General features: G+C 64.0%; 16 protein-coding genes and 1 pseudogene. 8 read left to right on the top strand and 9 right to left on the bottom strand.

The window, feature by feature from the left end; genetic code table 11:
• Positions 1-56: 56 nt before the first annotated feature.
• Positions 57-1,208 carry a cysteine desulfurase family protein gene (locus tag TMPK1_RS19975; protein ID WP_420245318.1) on the top strand — a complete coding sequence of 384 codons (1,152 nt, stop codon included), beginning with the start codon at positions 57-59 and terminating at the stop codon, positions 1,206-1,208.
• On the opposite strand, the gene fdhD is transcribed toward TMPK1_RS19975, so the two are convergent.
• Positions 1,172-1,978 carry a formate dehydrogenase accessory sulfurtransferase FdhD gene (gene fdhD, locus TMPK1_RS19970; protein ID WP_420245317.1) on the bottom strand — a complete coding sequence of 269 codons (807 nt, stop codon included), beginning with the start codon at positions 1,976-1,978 and terminating at the stop codon, positions 1,172-1,174. The genes TMPK1_RS19975 and fdhD overlap by 37 nt on opposite strands.
• A 69-nt stretch (positions 1,979-2,047) precedes the next feature.
• On the opposite strand from fdhD, the gene TMPK1_RS19965 reads away from it, so the two are divergent.
• The 4 genes and pseudogenes from TMPK1_RS19965 to moaCB all read left to right on the top strand — a co-directional run.
• Positions 2,048-2,290, top strand: coding sequence for a MoaD/ThiS family protein (locus TMPK1_RS19965; RefSeq protein ID WP_420245316.1), 243 nt, complete (start codon positions 2,048-2,050; stop codon positions 2,288-2,290).
• A 2-nt stretch (positions 2,291-2,292) separates the two neighbouring features.
• A complete protein-coding gene (locus tag TMPK1_RS19960; RefSeq protein ID WP_420245315.1) occupies positions 2,293-3,840 on the top strand; it encodes a ThiF family adenylyltransferase in 1,548 nt (515 codons plus the stop codon).
• On the top strand, positions 3,837-4,856 hold the full coding sequence (gene moaA, locus TMPK1_RS19955) for a GTP 3',8-cyclase MoaA (protein WP_420245313.1): 1,020 nt from the start codon (positions 3,837-3,839) through the stop codon (positions 4,854-4,856). The genes TMPK1_RS19960 and moaA overlap by 4 nt, the downstream gene beginning before the upstream one ends.
• A gap of 16 nt (positions 4,857-4,872) precedes the next feature.
• Positions 4,873-5,781: pseudogene (gene moaCB / locus TMPK1_RS19950) on the top strand (bifunctional molybdenum cofactor biosynthesis protein MoaC/MoaB); the annotation flags it as partial.
• Here moaCB and TMPK1_RS19945 read toward each other — a convergent pair.
• Positions 5,778-6,161, bottom strand: a complete 384-nt coding sequence (locus TMPK1_RS19945; RefSeq protein WP_420245312.1) for a DUF1761 domain-containing protein — start codon at positions 6,159-6,161, stop codon at positions 5,778-5,780. The pseudogene moaCB and the gene TMPK1_RS19945 overlap by 4 nt on opposite strands.
• Before the next feature lie 85 nt (positions 6,162-6,246).
• Between TMPK1_RS19945 and TMPK1_RS19940 the strand changes: the two genes are divergently transcribed.
• From TMPK1_RS19940 to TMPK1_RS19930, 3 genes are read left to right on the top strand one after another with little or no spacing between them, the layout of a single operon-like run.
• Positions 6,247-7,455, top strand: a complete 1,209-nt coding sequence (locus TMPK1_RS19940) for a molybdopterin molybdotransferase MoeA (protein WP_420245311.1) — start codon at positions 6,247-6,249, stop codon at positions 7,453-7,455.
• Positions 7,452-8,240 carry a TSUP family transporter gene (locus TMPK1_RS19935; RefSeq protein ID WP_420245309.1) on the top strand — a complete coding sequence of 263 codons (789 nt, stop codon included), beginning with the start codon at positions 7,452-7,454 and terminating at the stop codon, positions 8,238-8,240. The genes TMPK1_RS19940 and TMPK1_RS19935 overlap by 4 nt, the downstream gene beginning before the upstream one ends.
• Complete coding sequence (locus TMPK1_RS19930; protein ID WP_420245308.1) at positions 8,233-9,024, top strand: arylamine N-acetyltransferase family protein; 792 nt, start codon at positions 8,233-8,235, stop codon at positions 9,022-9,024. The genes TMPK1_RS19935 and TMPK1_RS19930 overlap by 8 nt, the downstream gene beginning before the upstream one ends.
• Here TMPK1_RS19930 and TMPK1_RS19925 read toward each other — a convergent pair.
• The 7 genes from TMPK1_RS19925 to TMPK1_RS19895 all read right to left on the bottom strand — a co-directional run bounded on the left by TMPK1_RS19925 (position 9,021) and on the right by TMPK1_RS19895 (position 20,550).
• Positions 9,021-10,019 carry an ABC transporter substrate-binding protein gene (locus TMPK1_RS19925; protein WP_420245307.1) on the bottom strand — a complete coding sequence of 333 codons (999 nt, stop codon included), beginning with the start codon at positions 10,017-10,019 and terminating at the stop codon, positions 9,021-9,023. The two genes, TMPK1_RS19930 and TMPK1_RS19925, sit on opposite strands and share 4 nt — an antisense overlap.
• Positions 10,020-11,150, bottom strand: a complete 1,131-nt coding sequence (locus tag TMPK1_RS19920) for an Mrp/NBP35 family ATP-binding protein (RefSeq protein WP_420245305.1) — start codon at positions 11,148-11,150, stop codon at positions 10,020-10,022.
• Positions 11,151-11,334: 184 nt separating this feature from the next.
• A complete protein-coding gene (locus tag TMPK1_RS19915) occupies positions 11,335-12,414 on the bottom strand; it encodes an efflux RND transporter periplasmic adaptor subunit (RefSeq protein WP_420245304.1) in 1,080 nt (359 codons plus the stop codon).
• A gap of 16 nt (positions 12,415-12,430) precedes the next feature.
• On the bottom strand, positions 12,431-15,604 hold the full coding sequence (locus TMPK1_RS19910; RefSeq protein ID WP_420245303.1) for an efflux RND transporter permease subunit: 3,174 nt from the start codon (positions 15,602-15,604) through the stop codon (positions 12,431-12,433).
• 274 nt (positions 15,605-15,878) lie between these two features.
• Positions 15,879-16,934, bottom strand: coding sequence for a 2-oxoacid:ferredoxin oxidoreductase subunit beta (locus TMPK1_RS19905; RefSeq protein ID WP_420245302.1), 1,056 nt, complete (start codon positions 16,932-16,934; stop codon positions 15,879-15,881).
• The gene (locus tag TMPK1_RS19900; protein ID WP_420245301.1) at positions 16,931-18,775 is read right to left on the bottom strand and encodes a 2-oxoacid:acceptor oxidoreductase subunit alpha; all 1,845 of its coding nucleotides are present in this window, start codon (positions 18,773-18,775) and stop codon (positions 16,931-16,933) included. The genes TMPK1_RS19905 and TMPK1_RS19900 overlap by 4 nt, the downstream gene beginning before the upstream one ends.
• On the bottom strand, positions 18,757-20,550 hold the full coding sequence (locus tag TMPK1_RS19895; RefSeq protein ID WP_420245299.1) for an FAD-dependent oxidoreductase: 1,794 nt from the start codon (positions 20,548-20,550) through the stop codon (positions 18,757-18,759). The genes TMPK1_RS19900 and TMPK1_RS19895 overlap by 19 nt, the downstream gene beginning before the upstream one ends.
• Positions 20,551-20,712 lie beyond the last annotated feature (162 nt).

The following is a 20,712-nucleotide window of genomic DNA, read 5'->3' as shown; positions in this document are numbered from 1 at the left end:
CGAGTCTACGGGCCCTGGCCGGCCGCTTCTAGTCGGCGTATTTCTGCGCCACGCCCATGAAGCCGCCAGCCTATCTCGACAACCACGCCACCACGCCGACCGATCGCCGCGTCGTCGCTGCGATGCGTCCGTTTTTTGAAGAGCGGTTCGGCAATCCGCATTCGGTCGAGCATGGCTATGGATGGGAAGCCGAGCGCGCAGTCGGCATGGCGCGCAGCGAAATCGCCAAGCTGATTGCAGCACAACCGGCCGAGATCATTTTCACCTCGGGCGCAACCGAGGCCAACAATCTCGCCATTCTAGGGGCGGTGCGCGCAGCACCACCGTCGCGCCGCCACCTGATCATCAGCGCCGTCGAACATGCATGCGTGCGCGAAGCGGCCGCGATGGCGGCCCATGACGGCGCGCGCGTCACGACCCTGCCGGTCGATCGCAACGGCCGGGTCGATCCGGCTGCGTTGCGCGCGGCGCTGGCGCCCGACACGCTGCTCGTGTCGATCATGGCGGCCAATCACGAGATCGGCACGATCCAGCCGCTCGCCGAATTGGGTGCAATCGTGTGCGCGCACGGCGCGTTGTTTCATGTCGATGCGGCGCAGGCACTGTCGACGCAAGCAATCGACGTGACGCAGATCCAGGCCGATCTTCTGTCGATCTCGGCGCATAAAATTTATGGACCGAAAGGCATCGGCGCCTTGTGGGGCCGGCGCAGCGTCAAGCTGACGCCGCTATTCGGCGGCGGCGGGCAGGAACAAGGTTTGCGCCCAGGCACCTTGCCGGTGCCGTTGATCGTCGGCTTTGCCGTTGCAGCGCAGGTCGCGCGCGAAGAACGCACCAACGATGCGCGGCGCCTTAGCGTCCAGCGCGACCGGTTGCTGCGCGCGCTGCAGAACGCGGTGCCCGATCTGCGCGTGCATGGCGGCATGGAAAATCGCTTGCCGCACAATTTGAATTTCGCTTTCCCCGGCATCCCCGCCCAGGACGTGCTGTGGCAGGTGCGCGAACATATCGCGCTGTCGTCGGGCTCGGCCTGCGCCACCGCAGCGATCGAACCGTCGAGCGTGCTGATGGCGCTGGGACTGCACCAAGAACAGGCGTTGGAAGGATTGCGGATCGGACTCGGCCGCTTCACCTACGAGACCGATATCGACGTCGCAATCGACGCGCTGCTTCAGGCGCGTTCGGAAATCCTGTCGGCGCGCGCATAGACATTGTAGCGCGTGCCGCGCGCCGATGCGACCAAGGTTACGTTCGATGTTTCGGCCATGCGCACCGCCAACGCCGTCGGCGCCGACACCGACACGACGATGCCGATCCCGAACATCACCGCCTTTTGCACGATCTCGTAGCTGCAGCGGCTGGTCATCACCAGAAATCCGTCGCGCGGATCGATTGCCTGCTTCGCCATCGCACCGATCAGCTTGTCGAGCGCGTTGTGGCGGCCGACATCTTCGCGCACCAGCACGATCGAACCGTCGCGCGATGCCCACGCCGCCGCGTGCAGCGCACGCACGTCGCGATTGAGCGGCTGCAGATCCGGCAGCGACGCCATGGCGCGATCGATCGCGCCGTGCGTGATGGTCGGCGCCACGCCAACGTCACGCGACGGCCGCACCGCCTCGTCCAGGGAATCGACGCCGCACAGGCCGCAGCCGGTCCGGCCTGTCAGGTTGCGGCGCCGCGCCTTCAGGGCCTGAAAACGTTCGGCCGCGACGGTGAGCTGGACCTCGATCCCGGTCGCATGTGCGGCTTCGGCCAGGTCATAGATCTCGCCCGGCTCGGCCAGGATCCCCTCGGTCAGGCTGAATCCCAGCGCAAAATCGGCCAGGTCCTGTGGGGTCGCCATCATCACGACGTGGCTGATCTCGTTATAGACCAGCGCCACCGGCACCTCTTCGGCGATGGTCTCGAGACCAGGTTGGGTCGTATCCCCGTCCCGGCGAAGGCTTTGAATCTGCACGAAAGGTGGCGTGGCCATGGTCCCAGAGAGTAGCGGCGTTATATCCGAGTGGAAACGACGCTAGGCCCGTGCTTGAGTCCCTTTTCCATGCAAGCCATTCAGCTCCGCTATTTCGCCTTGCTCCGTGAGGAGCGTGGGCTTGGTGCCGAGGTCATCGAGACCGCGGCCCGGACCCCGCGCGACCTCTATCAGGAGCTGGCGGGCCGGCACGGGTTCAGCCTGCCGGCCGATCGCATCGGCGTCGCAATCAACGAGTCCTTTGCGGCAATGGATCGCGAACTGGCCGCCAACGACGTGGTCGTGTTCATCCCGCCGGTCGCGGGGGGCTGACCATGGCGCGCTTTACGATGGAGGCGGCGCCATTCGATCTGGCCCCGCTTGAATCCGCGTTGCGCGATCATCGTGCCGGCGCCTACGCCACCTTCGAAGGCTGGGTGCGCGATCACAATGACGGGCGCAAAGTTTCCAGGCTCGACTACGAAGCGTTCGAACCGCTGGCGGTCGCCGAAGCCGAACGCATTCTCGACGAAGCCCAGGCCAAATTCGCCATTCACGCTGCGCGCGCCGTGCATCGCGTCGGCACGTTGCAGCTCGGCGATCGCGCTGTGTGGATCGGCGTCGTCGCCAGCCATCGCGACGAAGCGTTTCGCGCCTGCCGCTACATTATCGACGAGATCAAAGCGCGGCTGCCGGTCTGGAAAAAAGAACATTACGTCAGCGGTGACGCGATCTGGGTGAACTGCCAGCACGCAGCACCGTCGCAGCAGGTCTACGCACCGAAGCTGGACGAAGCGCAGCTCTATGCGCGTCAGATCCGCTTGCCGGAAATCGGCGAAGCCGGCCAGGCCAAGTTGAAAGCAGCGCGCGTACTGATCGTCGGCATGGGCGGTCTCGGCAGCGCTGCAGCACCGAGCCTCGCGGCTGCGGGCGTCGGTACGATCGGTCTGGTCGAGCAGGACACGCTCGACGCGTCGAATTTGCACCGTCAGCTGATCTATGACGCGGCCGATGTCGGCAAGCCGAAGGCACAACTCGCCGCGTTGCGCCTGACCTCGCTCAATCCGTTCGTGTCGGTGCGCGTCCATAGCGACCGGCTGGGTCCGGCGAACTGCGCTGCGATCGTCGCCGACTACGACCTCGTGCTCGACTGCACCGACAATTTCACGACCAAATATCTGCTCAACGACGCAGCCCATCTGCTCGGCGTGCCGGTGATCCAGGCCAGCCTGTATCAGTATGAAGGCCAGCTGCTGACGATCGACGCTGCGTCGGACGGCGGTTGTCTGCGTTGCGTCCATCCCGCACCGCCGCCCGCAGGCGCGGTCGGCAATTGCGCCGAAGTCGGCGTGCTGGGCGTGGTCCCGCAATTGTTCGGTGGCTTGCAAGCGACCGAAGCGTTGAAGCGCATCCTCGGCATGTCGGGCCAGTTGACCGATGCGACGTTGCTGTTCGATCTCAACAGCTACGAGACGCAGCGGCTCAAACGACCGCGCCGCGCCGACTGCGCGCTGTGCGGCGAACACCCCACCATTTCGGTTCTGGCCGACGTGACGCAGGGCCAGGCGCCGCTCAACGAAATCGAAGTCGAATTGGCCGACCTCGAGGCCGCGACCTTGCGCGGCGCGCGCTGGATCGATCTGCGCGAACCAGCCGAACGCACCGGCGCCGTACCGCCGGGCACGATCTCGCACCCGTTCGGCACGTTCGACGCCGACGCGCCCGGATTCGAACCGGGTCCGCAAACCTTCCTGTTCTGCGCCGCCGGCCGGCGCTCGCTCCGCGCGACGCAGAAGCTGCGCGCGCGCGGCTGGCGCAATGTCTGGTCGGTGCGCGGCGGTGCCGATGCGCTGCGCGCAATTCTGACCGAGACCGCAGAATGAGCTACGCCGCGCTCAAACTCAGCAACGAACCCGCGCGCGGTCTGATCGACCGGTTCGGTCGCCGCCATTCCTATCTGCGCGTCTCGCTCACCGATCGCTGCAATCTTCGCTGCGGCTATTGCATGCCGCCGGAAGGCATCACGGTGACGCCGAAGCCGCAGCTGCTCGACGAAAACGAAGTGGTGCGGGTGGCGTCGGTGTTCGTGCGCATGGGCGTCGACAAGATCCGGCTGACCGGCGGCGAGCCGTTGGTGCGCAAAGATCTCGATGCGATCGTCGCGCGTCTGGGCGCACTGCCCGGCCTGTCGGTGCTGGCGATGACGAGCAACGGCATCACGCTGGGCGAACGCGCCGCCAGCCTGCGCGCAGCCGGATTGAATGCGCTGACGATCAGCCTCGACACGCTCAAGCGCGACCGGTTTCTCGACATCACCAAGCGCGACAAGTTCGATGCGGTGATGGAAGGGATCGAGGCGGCGCTCGCCGCCGGCTATGCGCCGGTCAAGATCAACATGGTGGTGATGCGCGGCGTCAATGACGACGAAATCGAAGACTTCGTCGCTTGGGCGCAGGACCGGCCGCTGCAGATCCGCTTCATCGAGTACATGCCCTTCCCCGGCAATCACTGGCACAGCGCCGGCGTCGTCGGCTGGAACGAAATTCGCGAACGGCTGGAAACGCGCTGGAAGCTGGCGCCGATCGCGGTGCATCCGTCGGCGGTGGCGAAAGAATTCCAGCTCGTCGGCCATCAAGGCTCGATCGGCTTCGTGACCTCGATGACCGACAGTTTTTGCGGCACTTGCAATCGGCTGCGTCTGACCTCGGACGGCAATCTCAAAACCTGCTTGTTCAGCCCGGCTGAGCAGTCGCTCCGCGACATCATGCGTGCAGGTGGCGATGACGCCGCACTGGAAGCGCAGATTGGCCGCGCCGTCGGCTTGAAACAGGCGGCGCATGCGCCGATGGAAGAACTGGCCCGGCTGGGCAACCGCGCGATGATCGAAATCGGCGGCTAAAAACAAGAATTCAGGTCCTTTGATGCGCGACGTCTCTGCCAAGATCACGACTCTCCGTACCGCGACCGCCAAGGCGGTGCTGCACGCCGAACCCGATACGATCCGCGCCGTCGTCGAAGGCCGCGTGCCGAAAGGCGATCCGTTGCCGGTTGCGAAAGTCGCCGCGATCCAGGCGGCCAAGGAAACGCCGCGCGCCATTCCCTATTGCCATCCGCTGCCGATCGATTGGGTCGGCGTCGAGTTCGATGTACGCGAACGCCAGATCGAATGTCGCGTGTCGGTGCGCGTGATCCACAAGACCGGCGTCGAGATGGAAGCGCTGCACGGCGCCACCGTCGCGGTGCTGACGATCTACGACATGCTGAAAATGCTCGACGAGAAAATGTGGATCGACGGCGTCGAACTGTTGTCGAAGCGCGGCGGCAAAAGCGACTTCGCCAGCGGTGACGGCGTGCGCGCGGCGGTCATCACCTTGTCCGACCGCGTCGCTGCGGGCCAGGCACAGGACCGGTCCGGCCCGTTGCTGGTCGAACGTCTGGAAACAGCCGGTGTCGGAGTCATCCGGATCGAAACCATCGCCGACGAGCCGGCGGAACTCGAGACACTGATCCTGCACTTCGCCGATGAACAACGGCTGGATCTGGTTCTAACCACCGGCGGCACCGGCATCGGTCCGCGCGACACGACGCCCGAGACGATCGCCAAACTGCTCGACCGCGAAATTCCCGGCATCGCCGAAGCAATGCGCAGCTACGGCCAGGCACGCTTGCCCACCGCAATGTTGTCGCGTTCGATCGCGGGCATGCGTGGCAATACGCTGATCGCCGCCCTGCCCGGTTCAGCCGGTGGCGTCGCCGATGCGATGGACGCGTTGTTGCCGGGCCTGCTGCACGCGATCGAAATCGCGCGCGGTGGCGATCACTAACCGAACAGGCCGAGTACCAGGCCGAACGCAGCGAATTGCAGGACGTGATAGCCGGCGTCGATCGCCCAGGTTTTCAACGGACGCTGATCGAATGCGTAGTTGACGCCAAAGCTGGTCGCGACGACGAGCAAGCCGACCATGAAGCCGACATGCACGCCGCGTCCGACCGACGGCGCATGGCCGAGCAAGGCACCCAGCGCGTAGGCGGCAATGACGGACAACACATAGGCTGTACCGAACACGATCGCGGGATGGCCCTTCTTTTCGACCGTGTTGGCGTTGCGGTCGCGCAGAGGTCCAAGAAACCGGTACCAGGGACCACCGATCACGAAGGTCGCAAGCGCAGCGACCAGGACGGCAAGCAGACTTGGATGCCCCATCTCGAGTCCTCCGTTGTTTTTGGGCGACAGGTCTGGCCCGCGCCTTCGTCGATTGTGGGACGCCTGCTTGGAGATATAAAGCCGCATGTCGATCAACCATCTGTCTGACGCGTTGGCGCTGATCGCGGCGCGCGTGCAACCGGTCGCCGAGATCGAACGCGTACGTCTGACCGACGCGATCGGTCGCGCGCTCGCCGCCGACATTCCGGCCGCGCTGACCTTGCCGCCGTTCGACAATACTGGCGTCGACGGCTGGGCGTTCCGCCACGGCGATGTTGGGCCCGACGCAAAGCTACAGATCGTCGGCGAGTCCGCAGCCGGCATTCCGTTCACTGGCACCTTGCCCGCCGGCAGGACGACGCGCATCTCGACCGGTGCAGTGATCCCCAACGGCGCCGATACGGTCGTGATGCAGGAAGACTGCACCCGCGACGGCGACATACTGGTGCTGAACACGGTGCCGAAACACGGCGCCAACATCCGCAAGTCCGGCGAAGATATTCGCGCCGGCGATCTGGCGCTGGGTGCTGGGCGGCGATTGGCGCCGCAGGATCTGGCGCTGCTTCTGTCGCTGGGCGAAAGCCACGCGCCGGTGCGACGCAAATTGCGCGTCGGCATCATCTCGACTGGTACCGAGCTGCGCACGCTCGACGACGGCAAAGGCCCGCCGCAAGAAGGGCAGATATTCGATTCCAACCGGCCGATGTTGGCGGCATTGCTGCAGCGCTGGCCGGTCGAAGCGACGACTTTGCCGATCCTGACCGACGATCGCGCCGCAACCGAACGCGCGCTGCTCGACGCATCGAAGACGTTCGACCTGCTGCTGACGACCGGCGGTGTGTCGGTCGGCGATCACGATCACGTTCGCCCAAGCGTCGAAACCCTCGGCGAGATTCTGTTCTGGCGCATTGCGATCCGTCCCGGCCGCCCGGTGCTGCTGGGCCGCATCGGCAACGCGCATATTCTGGGCCTGCCCGGCAATCCCGTGTCGGTCGCGGTGATTTTCGCGCTGTTGGGACGTGCCGTGTTGAGCGCGCTGGCCGGATTCGACGCGCCGCGCTTTGTGCGTATTCCGGTACAGCTCGCCAATGCGCACACCAAGCCGGCGCGGCTCAACGAATTCGTGCGCGCGCGCATCGAAGACGGACGCGCCACCTTGTATCGCGCGCAAGGCTCGAACCTGCTGACCTCGCTCGCCTGGAGCGACGGTCTGTGCGACCTGCCCGCCGGTCGTGACAGTTTCGCGCCTGGTGACGTGGTCGACTTTCTGCCGTTCGGCGGCATCTTCGATTGACGATCGACACGGATCTCCTGGCGCTGTTGATCGCAGTTGCGACGGCCGCAGGTTTCATCGACGCGATCGCGGGCGGCGGCGGGTTGATCTGTATTCCGGCGTTGTTGTGGGTTGGGTTGCCACCTGCTGTCGCGATCGCGACCAACAAGGCACAATCGGTGTTCGGCACCACGAGCGCGGTGCTGACCTTCTGGCGCCGCGGCCATCTCGATTTTCGCGGCACTTTGCCGGCTATTGTCGCAACCGCTGCCGCGTCCGCGTTGGGCGGCTGGGCGTTGCGGTTGGTCGATGCGTCGGTGATGTCGGCGGTGATCCCGCTGCTGCTGATCGGCGTCGCGTTGTTCTTCCTGTTCGGTCCGCGCCTCACCGATGAAGACGCCAAGAGTCGCATTCCGCTGTGGCTGTTCGCACTGACCCTCGCACCCGCCGTTGGATTCTATGACGGCTTCTTCGGACCCGGCGCAGGTTCGTTCTTCACCATCGGATTCGTCGTGCTGCTCGGTTACGGGCTGCGGCGCGCGACAGCCAATGCCAAGCTGCTCAACCTGACTTCCAACTTCACTGCATTGACCGTGCTTGCGCTCAACGGCCAAGTCGCGTGGGAGATCGGCTTGCCGATGGCGGTCGGACAGGTTGCGGGCGGTTGGTTGGGATCACGCGCCGCAATCCGGTTCGGCGCGCGCTTGATCCGGCCGTTGCTGGTGATCGTGTCCTTGGCCATCACGGGCAAGCTGCTCGCCAACGACCAGCACCCGATCCGGGTTTGGATCAGCGACCATGCTTGACCTCGATTCCTACTTCGCGCGCATTGGCTATGACGGGCCGCGCAGCGCGACCTTGGACGTGCTGCAGCACCTCCAGCTGCTGCATCCGATTGCGATCCCGTTCGAAAATCTGGACTCGCTGCATGGGCGCACGCCGCTTCTGGATGCGGAGGCGCTGCAGGCGAAACTCGTCGACAGCAAACGCGGCGGCTATTGCTTCGAGCAGAACACGCTGTTGCGTCTCGCGCTCGAAGCGCTGGGCTTTCGCGTCACCTCGCTGCTGGCGCGCGTGTGCTGGGGCCTGCCCGCCGGCGCGGAAACTGCGCGCGGTCACATGCTGCTGCGCGTCGATATCGGCGACGAAGCGTGGATTGCCGATGTCGGTTTCGGCAGCGTCACGCTGACGGCGCCGATCCGGCTTGCCTACGATATTGAGCAGGCAACCCCGCACGAGACGTTTCGCCTGGTCCGTTGCGGCGACCGGTTCGAACAACAAGTCCGGTTCGACCAAACGTGGCTGCCCGTCTATCGCTTCGGCTTGTTGCCCGAAGGCGACGATGACATCGCGATGTCCAACTGGTACGTCGCGACCCATCCGCGTTCGAACTTCGTTCGCAATCTGATTGCAGCCCGGCCGACGTTGCGCGGCCGCATCTCGCTCGCCGGTGGCGCACTCACCATCCGCGAAGGCGGCGCGGTCGAGAAGCGCACCGCCGCGTCGCGTGACGAGTTGCTGCAGATGCTACACGCGCAATTCGGGATCGACGTCCCGGCCTGGGCGACGCTCGACGCGCTGTTTGCCTAGCGCGTCGCGTCGTAGAAGCGGAATTCGAACAGCTGTTCGAGCGGCGTCGATTTGGATAAGGCGCCCAGCTCGACCATGAAATCCTGCAGCCCGGTCGTGCCGGTCAGGATCTTGCGCGGGTCGCCGACAAAGCGCGGCGTCTCGCGTTGCAACGCGCGCTTCAAGGTTGCGGGATCGACCAGGCCTTTGCCGACGAACTGCGCCACATGATCGACCGTGCGGTCGGTATGCGTGTGGATGAAAGCGATGGCGCGTGCGTGCAACATCACCAACGCCTTCACCGCGTCCGGCTGCTGCGTGATCGCATTCTCGCTTGCGACCACCACCGCGCCCGGCTGGCCCGGCATCAACTCGCCATTCTTGACCAACACGCGCGCACTGGGTTCGCGCTCCTGCACGATGGTCAGGATCGGTTCCAGAATTGACGCGGCATCGACGGCGCCAGCCAGCAATTGCTGTTGCACCGCATCCTCGCCGACGCCGATCACTTCGACATCCGTCGGCGCAATCTTGGCGATGCGCAGCAGCCAATAGCGCAACACCGCATCCGGCACCGAGCCCGGCGGCAAGGTTGCGATTTTCGCCGCATGGCCTTCGCGTTCGCGAAAGCGCCGGAACGAACCGGCTGGATCGGCGGGATCATAATCGCGCGCCAGCGCACCGCGCCCGACCAACGCGACCTGATCGACGACGCAGGACGCAACGACACGTTGCGGCAGGCCGCGCGAACGCGCGACCAACGCCGGACCGACACCGACATAGGCAATGTCGAGCGAGTCCGCGGCCATCGCCTGCACCATCGCCGGGCCGGACGAAAACGGCGCCAGTTTGAGTTCGAGATTTTGCGACGCAGCCCAACCTTCGCCCGCCAGCACGAAGAGCGGCGTCATCGGCAGGATCGGAATATAGCCGACGCGCAACGTCGTCGGTGCAGCGCGCGCCGACGGCGCGAAAGCGAGTGCGGCGGATGCGGCGAGGAAGGTCCGGCGTTGCATCTAGGAGATCGAAATCTTGGGCGGGGCCTTCACGCCCGCGCCGCCTTCGAGTTTCGCCAGCACGCGTTCCGCGATCGCGCGATACGCAGCTGCGTGCGGACCGTCGGGCGCTTCGATCATGATCGGCGTTCCTTCGTCCGAGGTGCGCCGGATGTCGGCGTGCAGCGGAATCTCACCGAGGAAATCGATGCCCAGCCGCATCGCTTCGTCGTGCGCGCCGCCATGGCCGAAGATGTGCGCCTCGTGTCCGCAATTGGGGCAGATATAGGTCGACATGTTTTCGACCACGCCCAGAATCGGGATCGCGACTTTCTTGAACATCGACACAGCGCGCGTCGCATCGATCAGCGCCAGATCTTGCGGCGTCGAGACGACGACCGCGCCGGACAGCGGCGCCTGCTGCGAAATCGTCAGCTGCGCGTCGCCAGTGCCCGGCGGCATGTCGATCACCAGAATATCGAGCGGCGCCCACGCGACTTCGCGCAGCAGCTGGTTCAGCGCACCCTGCACCATCGGTCCGCGCCAGATCATCGCCTGATCTTCCGGTACCAAGAGACCGATCGTCATCGCCTTCAAGCCGAAGGCGCGTTTGGGTTCGAGCTGTTTGTTGTCGGTGAGTTCGGGTTTGCCCGCGAGGCCAAGAATACGGTGTTGCGACGGGCCGTAAATATCCGCGTCGAGCACGCCGACTTTCTGGCCCAACCCTGCCAACGCCAGCGCCAAATTTGCAGCCGTGGTCGATTTGCCGACGCCGCCTTTGCCCGACGCGACCGCAATCACGTGACGCACGCCTTCGAGCGGACGTTTGGGCGGCAGTTGCGGCTGCTGCGAAGCTGCGGGCGCGTGGCTATGGCCGTGCGCGTGCGTATGCGCAGCTTGCGCGGCGGTTGGTGCGGTGGCGGCGGTCAGAACCACGCTGGCGCGCTCGATGCCCGGCAACGCTGCGATCGCGGCTTCGGCTTCGGCGCGCGGCTTTTCGAACGCGGCGGCGCGCGCCGGGTTGATCTCGATCGCGACGGAAACGCGACCGTCCTTGATCGTGACGCCTGCGATTGTGGCGCCCAGCCCCTGCGCGGGGTCGAAAAACCGCGCCAGCAATGTGCGCACCTGGTCGGAAGAAGGCGATTCCATCGAGACATATCCCCAAAAGCACATCACCCCGGCGTAACGGCCGGGGTGATGCGGGAGAGTAGAGGAAGTTGCCGATCCGGCAACTTCCTCTCCTTGCTTTATTTGCGCGTTTTCCCCCGCGAACCGGTACCCACTTCACGGAAAAACGCGGGCGCCGGAAGCGCCGTCTACAAGAGGCCTGCTCTTACGGCGTGGCCACTTCCTTGGGATCGACCGGCGTGCCTGGGAAGAGATTCTGCAGGCCGCTGATGATCAGACGGTCGCCGGCGGCAACGCCGTCCAGCACCAGCTGCGATGCGTTGAACACGCTGCCCAGCTTGATTTGCCGTTCTTCGACCTTGTTGTCCTTGCTGACGACGTAAACGAACTTGCCCTGCTGGTTCGAACCCAGCGCCGATTGCGGGATCAGCAGACCGTTGGGTTCGTCGCGCAGCTTGACGCGCACATGCACGAACTGGCCCGGCAGGATGATCTTGCGCGAATTGCGGAACACGCCACGCATCGCGACCGTGCCTGTCGAGCGATCGACCGCGTTGTCGACGAAGTCGAGCTGGCCGACCGCAACCGGATCGTCGCTGCTGGGGAACAGAAGCTGGGTTTCGACCGGGCCGACCGCACGCGCCTGATTGATCTCGGCCAGCTCGGCGTCGCTGGGCGTGAAATAGGCGTAGATCGGATCGAGCTGCACCAGCGAGGTGAGCTTGGTATTGGCTTCACTGACCAGGCCGCCAACATCGATTTCGGTGCGGCCGACGCGACCCGCGAACGGTGCCTTCACAGTCGTATATTCGAGATTGAGCTGCGCCGTACGCAGCGCCGCTTCGTCCTGCTTCTGCTGCGACACTTGCTGGTCGAGCGTCTGGCGCGACGAGAAGCCCCGTGCCGCGAGCGGCTCGGTGCGCGCGACGTTCTGCTTCGACAGCAGCACAGCTGCTTCGGCGCGTTGCACCGCGGCCTGATAGTCGCGCGGGTCGATCTGGTACAGGACCTGCCCCGCTTCGACGTCGGCGCCTTCCTTGACCTTGCGCTCGACGAGATAGCCGGCGACGCGCGCGCGCACATCGATCGTGTTGAGTGCGCGGGTATAGCCCACGAACTCGCGATAGATCGGCACGTTGCGCACGCCGATCGTAATCACCGGCACCGGGATCGGCGGCCGTGCCTGCTGTGCCTGCTGCTTTTTGCCGTGGGGCAGAAACACCCAAACGGCGACTGCAGCGGCGAGCACCAGCGCGACGCCCAGAACAATTCGCCTGCGGTCCATCTCTTCTTCTCCAACCTTAATCGTGGCCGACAGCGGCCGCGTCATGCGGCATCTGCAGGCGATGTGCTTCGAGGTCCGCCGCTTCCTGTTCCAGATCGCCCATGCGGCGCCGTTCGCGCAGCGTTTCGATCAGGGAGAAAAACACGGGAACCGAAACGAGTGACAGGATCGTCGCGACCAACATGCCGCCGAACACGGTGGTGCCCAGCGACTGGCGGCCCGATGCGCCGGCGCCGGTCGCGATCACCAGCGGCACGACGCCGAGGATGAAGGCGAAGGCGGTCATCAAGATCGGACGCAGGCGCAGACGCGCTGCTTCGACCGCGGCCATGACGATCGGCATGTTTTCTTGCTCGCGCCGCTCTTTTGCGAACTCCACGATCAAGATCGCGTTCTTCGCCGCCAGACCGATCAACATCACGAGACCGATCTGTCCGTAGATGTCGAGCGCCATGCCGCGCAACGCCAGCGCCGCCAGCGCGCCCAACAGCGCCAATGGAACCGCCAGCAAGATGATCACCGGCAGCACCCAGCTTTCATACTGGGCAGCCAGGAACAGGAACACGAAGACCAGTGCCAGCGCGAAGATCAGCGGTGCCAGATCGCCAGCGCGCAACTGCTGGAAGGTGACGCCGGTCCAGCTATAGGTGATGCCCGGCGGCAGAACCTGCGCCGCCACTTCCTGCATCGCCTTGATCGCATCGCCCGAACTGTAGCCCGGTGCCGGACCGCCATTGATCAGGATCGAGCGGTACAGATTGTAGTGCGTGACGATGTCGGGGCCGACGATCGGACGCGTTTCCGCAACCGCCGACAACGGCACCATGTTGCCCGCTTTGTTGCGTGCATAGAGCTGCGTGACGTCGGATTGCTGCAGACGGTCTTTGGCTTCCGACTGCAGGATCACGCGGTAGACGCGACCGAACAGGTTGAAGTCGTTGACGTAGAGCGAACCCAGATAAATCTGCAGCGTCTGGAACACGTCGGTCAGCGTCAGGCCTTGCAGCTTGGCCTTTTCGCGATCGACGTCGAGATAGAGCTGCGGCACCTGGTCCGAATAGAAGGTGAAGATGCCGGTCAGTTCGGGACGCTTGCGCGCCGCGTTGATCAGATCGTTCGACGCCTTGCCCAAGGTCGCAGCGCCGACACCCTGCAGATCCTGCAACTGGAATTCGAACCCGCCCGACACCGACAGGCCCTGGATCGACGGCGGCTGAATCGCGAAGACGCGTGCGTCGCTGATCTGGAAGAACTGCATGTTGAGCTGCGTCAGGATCGTCTTGATGTCAGGACGATCTGCGTACGGCGCCAGACGGCCGAATTTGATGCCGGCGTTGGGCTGCGCCACGCCCGAGATGAAGTTGTAGCCGTCGACTTCCACCGCATTGGTGATGCCGGGCGTCTTCATCATGATGTCGAGCACGCGCTGGCTCACCTTTTCGGTGCGCTCGAGCGACGAACCGTCCGGTCCCTGCATCGCGACGATGATGTAGCCCTGGTCTTCTTCGGGCAGGAACGCGGTCGGCAGCGAACGGACCAGGCCGATCGCGACGAAGATGCCGATCATGAAGAAGGCGAGCACCCAGCGCCAGCTTCGCACCGCGCCGGCCAGGCGGTCGGCGTAGCCATCGCGGAACGCGTTGAAGTTGCGATTGAACCAGACGAACGGCTTGAAGGTCGGCTCGTCACCCTTGCGCAACAACACCGCGCAGAGTGCCGGCGACAGAGTCAGTGAGTTGATCGCCGACAGCAGCACCGAGAAGGCGATGGTCAGCGCGAATTGATTGTACAACCGGCCCGAAATGCCGGGGATGAAAGCGACCGGCACGAACACCGCCATCAACACCGCGGTGGTGGCGATGATCGGCGCCGTCACTTCGGCCATCGCGTCGCGCGCGGCCACCAGCGGCTTCTTTCCCATTTCCAACTGACGCTGGACGTTCTCGACCACGACGATGGCGTCGTCGACCACCAGACCGATCGCCAGCACCATGCCCAGCAGCGACACCGTGTTGATCGAGAAGCCAAAGGCCAGCATCAGCGCGAAGGTGCCGATCAGCGACACCGGAATGGTGATCGCGGGAATGATCGTTGCGCGCCAGCTCTGCAGGAAGATGAACACGACCGCGAAGACCAGCAGCATCGCCACGAACAGCGTGTGGATGACTTCGCTGATCGAGTCTTTCACGAAGCTCGTCGTGTCGTAGACGATCGTGTACTCGACGCCGGCCGGGAAGCGCGTCTTGATCTTGTCCATCTCGGCGCGGATGCCAGACGCCATCGAGAATGCGTTCGATCCCGGGGCCTGGAAGATCGGCACCGCGACGCCGGGCTGGCCTTTCAGCTTGGCGGTCGAGCCGTAATCCTGGGCGCCCAGTTCGATGCGCGCGATGTCGCGCACGCGCACGACGCGGCCTTGATCGTCGGTGCGCAGAACGATGTCGCCGAATTGTTCGGCCGAGGTCAGACGACCCTGGGCGTTGATCTGGATCTGGAAGGCGGCGCCGTTTTGCGGGATCGGCGGTGCGCCGACGCGGCCGGCAGCGACCTGCACGTTCTGTTCGAGAATTGCCTGCTGCACGTCCTGGGCGGCGATGCCCAACGACGCCATCCGGTCCGGGTTCAACCAGACGCGCATGGAATAGCGCTTCTCACCGAAGATCAGCGCGTCGCCGACGCCGGGCACGCGCTTCAATGCGTCGACCACCTGGATGTTGGCGTAGTTCGACAGAAACAGCGCGTCGCGGCTGTTGTCGGGTGAATAGAGATTGACCACCAGCGCCACCGACGGCTGGCGCTTCTGGGTCACGACGCCGCCGCGATTGACGATGTCGGGCAGCTGCGGCGTGGCGCGCGTGACGCGGTTCTGCACGTTGACCGCCGCGATATCGACATTGGTGCCGACGTCGAACGTCACGTTGATCGTCGCGGTGCCGTCATTGGCCGCGGTCGACGCGATGTAGAGCATGTTCTCGACGCCGTTCACCTGACTTTCGATCGGTGTGACGACGGTATCGGCCACGACTTCGGCCGAGGCGCCCGGATAGGCGGCCGTGATGCTCACTTGCGGCGGGATGATTTCCGGAAACTGCGAGATCGGCAGGATCAACATGCAGACCGAGCCGGCCAGCACGAAGATCATCGCGATGACCGCGGAAAAGATCGGCCGTTCGATGAAGAAATTGACCATGACGCGCAGCTCCACTCAGCCCCGGACCCAACGTCCATCAGCCGGGGCGCACTGAACCGATCCGTACAGTTCCCGTCAAGGAACCGATCCACAACGCAGCTAGTCCGGTTCTGCTTGTATGGAACCGAAAAACGCAAAGGGCCGCCTCGCGGCGGCCCTGTCGGCGTTGGTATGTGGCTTATTTACCGCACGATCCGGTTCGGATCGTGCGATCCCTCTTTGGTTCGACGCGTTTTCCCTCCGCGAACCGGTCCCCACTTCGCGGGAAAACGCGTCAGCGCAGCGACGCGTTCACCGCGGCCAGCGCGGCCGCACCGGGAACCAGCTCTGCATCGCCGAGACGGTTAAGACCGGCAGCCGGCGTGCGCAGCGCTGCATGCAGGTCGCTTGGTTCGGGATCGACGAACAACAGGCCGGTCACGATCTCGCCTGCACGCTTGCGCTCTGCGAGGTACGAAATCGCGCCGTCGCGATCGTGCGCATCATAGTCGGGCGCCAGCTTGCGCAGGCGCAGAACGCTGCCGTCATGCTGCGTGACCTCGTCCACCGTGCCCGGTTCCTGGGCATGCACGATCTCGTCGCGGCCGACGATGACGTCGAGACGGTTCACCGCTTCGTTATGCGCGCGTACCCAGTCGAACGACCGGGTCGAGCCTTCATGGTTGTTGAAGGCGACGCAGGGGCTGATCACGTCGAGCAACGCCGGCCCCCGATGCAGCAACGCACCCTGGATCAACGGCACCAGCTGTTCCTTGTCGCCCGAGAAGCCGCGGCCGACATAGGTCGCGCCCAGCGACAGCGCCATCTGCACCAGATCGATGCCTTCGTCGGCATTGACCTGTCCCTTTTTCGATTTCGAGCCGCGATCGGCGGTGGCCGAGAACTGGCCTTTGGTCAGCCCATACACGCCGTTGTTCTCGACGATATAGCACATGTCGACGCCGCGCCGCATCGCGTGCGCGAATTGGCCGAAGCCGATCGACGCAGAATCGCCGTCGCCCGACACGCCGAGATAAATCAGTTCGCGGTTGGCGAGATTGGCGCCGGTCGCGACCGACGGCATGCGGCCATGCACCGAATTGAATCCATGTGCGGGATTCAAAAAGTAATTCGGCGTTTTCGACGAACAGCCGATGCCGGACAGTTTGGCGATACGGTGCGGTTCGATTTCCAGCTCGAACACTGCCTGCACGATCGCAGCCGAGATCGAGTCGTGGCCGCACCCGGCGCACAAGGTCGAAATCGTCCCCTCATAGTCGCGCCGCGTATAGCCGAGCTTGTTGGTCGGCAGATTCGGATGATGGAGTTTCGGCTTGGGCAGAAAGCTCATGACGCAATCCTCCGCCGCGGTTCGACATTCGCAGGCTGGAGCGCCTTCGAAATCGCACCGTGGATGAAGCGGGCGGTGATCGGCGACCCGTCGAAATGCACCATCGACACCAGCTTGGCGGGATCGATGCCAAGCTCAGCGGTCAGCAAGGTGCGCAACTGGCCGTCGCGATTCTGTTCGACGACGAAGATCTGGTCGTGGCGTTCGATCCAGGCCTTGATCTCGTCGGCAAACGGAAAGCCGCGCGCGCGCAGACCGTCGACCTGCAACCCGTCCTTGTTCAGCATCGACAAGGCTTCCTGCATCGCCGGCGATGTTGAGCCATAGAACAGCGCACCGGTCTTGGTCGGCTGGGCGGCGTCGATCATCTGCGGCGCCGGCACCAAGGTACGTGCGGTCGCATGTTTCTTCAGCAGACGTTCGACGCTGTCGACATAGGCCGCACCGTCTTCGGTGTAGCGCGCATAGCGATCGTGGCTCGAGCCACGCGTGAAATAGGCGCCTTTGGTCGGATGGGTGCCGGGATAGGTGCGGTATGCGATGCCGTCGCCATCAACATCGAGATAGCGGCCGAACTCGAACCCGTTCTCGAGCATCTCAGCCGTGACGACTTTGCCGCGATCGAGCTTGCGATTCGGATCCCATTCGAACGGTTTGCACAGCCGCTCATTCATGCCGATATCGAGATCCAGCATGACGAAGACCGGCGTCTGCAAACGATCGGCAAGATCGAACGCCTGGGCGCCGAACTCGAACGCTTCATACGGATCTTCGGGGAACAGCAGCACGTGTTTGGTGTCGCCGTGGCTGGCATAGGCGCAGGCCAGCACGTCGCATTGCTGGGTGCGCGTGGGCATACCCGTAGACGGCCCGGCGCGCTGGACGTTGAACAGCACCGCAGGAATTTCCGCGAAATAGGCCAGGCCCAAAAACTCGCTCATCAGCGAAATGCCCGGACCCGACGTGCTGGTGAAGGCACGCGCGCCGTTCCAGGCCGCGCCCAGCACCATGCCGATCGAGGCCAGCTCGTCTTCGGCCTGCACGATCGCGAACCGTTGTTCGCCGGTCGCGGCATCGATACGGAATTTCTTGCACCAGCGCGTGAAGCCTTCGGCAAGCGAGGTCGACGGCGTGATCGGATACCAGGCGCAGACCGTGGCACCGCCATAGACCGCGCCGAGACTGGCCGCAGAATTTCCTTCGATGAAAATCTTGTCACCGACCTGGTCGCTTTTGCGCACCACCAGACCGATCGGCTCGCCGAAGGTTTCCTTGGCACGCTCGCGTCCCATGCGGAACGCTTCGACGTTGGGCGCAATCAGCTTGTCTTTGCCTTTGAATTGTTCGGCGATCAGCGTCTCAATCGTCTCCGCGTCCATCGACAACAGAAACGACAGCGCGCCGACATAGACGATGTTCTTGAACAGCTGACGCTGGCGCGGATCTTTGTAGGCCGCGTTGCAGATTTCGGTCAGCGGCAGACCCAACGTCGTGACGTCGTCGCGGAATTTCGACTTCGGCAGCGCGCGCGTCGAGTCATAGAACAAATACCCGCCGGGCTCGATCGAGGCGACGTCCTTGTCCCAGGTCTGCGGATTCATCTGGATCATGAAATCGACGCCGCCGCGCGCGCCCAGCCAACCGGCTTCGGACACGCGCACTTCGTACCAGGTCGGCAGGCCCTGGATGTTCGACGGAAAGATGTTGCGCGGCGCGCACGGCACGCCCATGCGCAACAGCGACTTGGCGAACAGCGCATTGGCGCTGGCCGAGCCCGATCCGTTGACGTTGGCGAACTTGACGACGAAGTCGTTGACGGCACTCAGGCGGCGCGACGACATGCGCGATCTCCTGATTGAGCGGTTTCGAGAAAGAACTTCTGCATGTCCCAGGCGCCGGTCGGACAGCGCTCGGCGCACATGCCGCAATGGAGACAAACGTCTTCGTCTTTGACCATGATCCGTCCGGTCTTGAGCGCGCCTGACGTATATAGCGGTTGCGTCAGGTTCAGCGCCGGTGCGCTAAGCCGTTCGCGCACATCCGCTTCGTCGCCATTGGCGGTGAAGGTGATGCAGTCGGTCGGGCAAATATCGACGCAGGCATCGCATTCGATGCACAGCTTGTCGGCAAACACAGTCTGCACGTCGCAATTCAGACAGCGTTGCGCTTCTTTGAACGCAAGCCGGTCGTCATAGCCGAGTTCGACTTCGAGCTTGATGTTCGACAAAGCCTGCGCCGCCGGCAGCTGCGGTACTTTGAACCGCAGGTCGTTCGACACGTCGTTGTCGTAGCTCCATTCGTGAATGCCCATCTTCTGGCTGGCGAGCGTGACATGCGGCGGCGGCCGGTCGGCGACGTCCTGTCCTTGACAGAATTTGTCGATCGACACTGCAGCCTGATGCCCGTGCGCGACGGCCCAGATGATGTTCTTCGGTCCGAACGCCGCGTCGCCGCCGAAGAACACCGATGGCAGAGTCGATTGCAGCGTATCGGGGTTGAGTTGCGGCAGGCCCCATTTGTCGAATTCGAGTCCGGCGTCGCGTTCGATCCAGGGGAAGGAATTTTCCTGGCCGACTGCGATCAGAACTTCATCGCATTCCATGCGCACGTCGGGCTCGCCGGTCGGACGCGCCGACTTCTTGCCGTCAGCGCCGACGACCGGTGCGACTTTCTCGAACACCATCGCGACCAGCTTGCCGTTTTCGTGCTCGAAGCTTTTCGGCACCAGCCAGTTGTGGATCGGAATGCCTTCGTGCTGCGCGTCTTCTTTTTCCCAGGGCGACGCTTTCATTTCGTCGAAGCCCGAACGCACGACCACACGCACGTCTTCGCCGCCAAGGCGTTTGGAAGACCTACAGCAATCCATCGCGGTGTTGCCGCCACCCAGCACCAGAACACGCTTGCCGATTTTGGTGATGTGGCCGAACGACACCGACGACAGCCAGTCGATGCCGATATGGATGTTCGCAGCCGCTTCTTTGCGGCCGGGCAAATCCAGATCGCGCCCGCGCGGCGCGCCAGATCCGACGAATATGGCGTCGAATCCTTGCGCCAGCAGCGACTTCAAACTGTCGACGCGTTCGCCGCTGCGTACGGTGAGACCGAGACGCGCGACATAGCCGACTTCTTCGTCGATCACGCTTTCGGGCAACCGAAAGCGCGGAATCTGGGTGCGGATCATCCCGCCCAGCTTGTTGTCGCCGTCGAACACGGTGACGTCGTAGCCGAGCGGCAGCAGATCGCGCGCAACGGTCAGCGACGCCGGACCGGCGCCGATCAGCGCGACACGCTTGCCGTTCTTCGCAGTTGCAGCGAGCGGCATCCGGGCTTCGACGTCGCCTTTATTGTCGGCGGCAACGCGTTTGAGGCGGCAGATCGCGACCGGTTCGTCTTCGACGCGACCGCGGCGGCAGGCCGGTTCGCAGGGGCGGTCGCAGGTGCGACCGAGAATTCCCGGAAAGACATTGGATTTCCAGTTGACCATATACGCGTCGGCGTAACGGCCCTGGCTGATCATGCGGATGTATTCGGGGACGGGAGTGTGGGCCGGACAGGCCCACTGGCAGTCAACAACCCGATGGAAATAGTCGGGCGCCTTGATGTCGGTGGGATTCAAGATCGCACACCTCGTCGGGCGAATTGATCTGATACCGGACTCATGCGCGCCTCCACTTCCCGTGCAGTGCTCGAAGGACCGGATCGGACACCCGCGCTGTGCGTGCGTCAAGCAACCGCGGAAGCTATGCAGAGCTGCGCAGAATCGAATCTCGCATGCGCG

Origin of the sequence: Roseiterribacter gracilis (assembly GCA_018332375.1) — a bacterium.
Classification (GTDB): domain Bacteria; phylum Pseudomonadota; class Alphaproteobacteria; order BOG-932; family Roseiterribacteraceae; genus Roseiterribacter; species Roseiterribacter gracilis.
The sequence above is the reverse complement of the archived record's forward strand: the minus strand, read 5'-3'. Positions and strand labels throughout refer to the sequence as shown.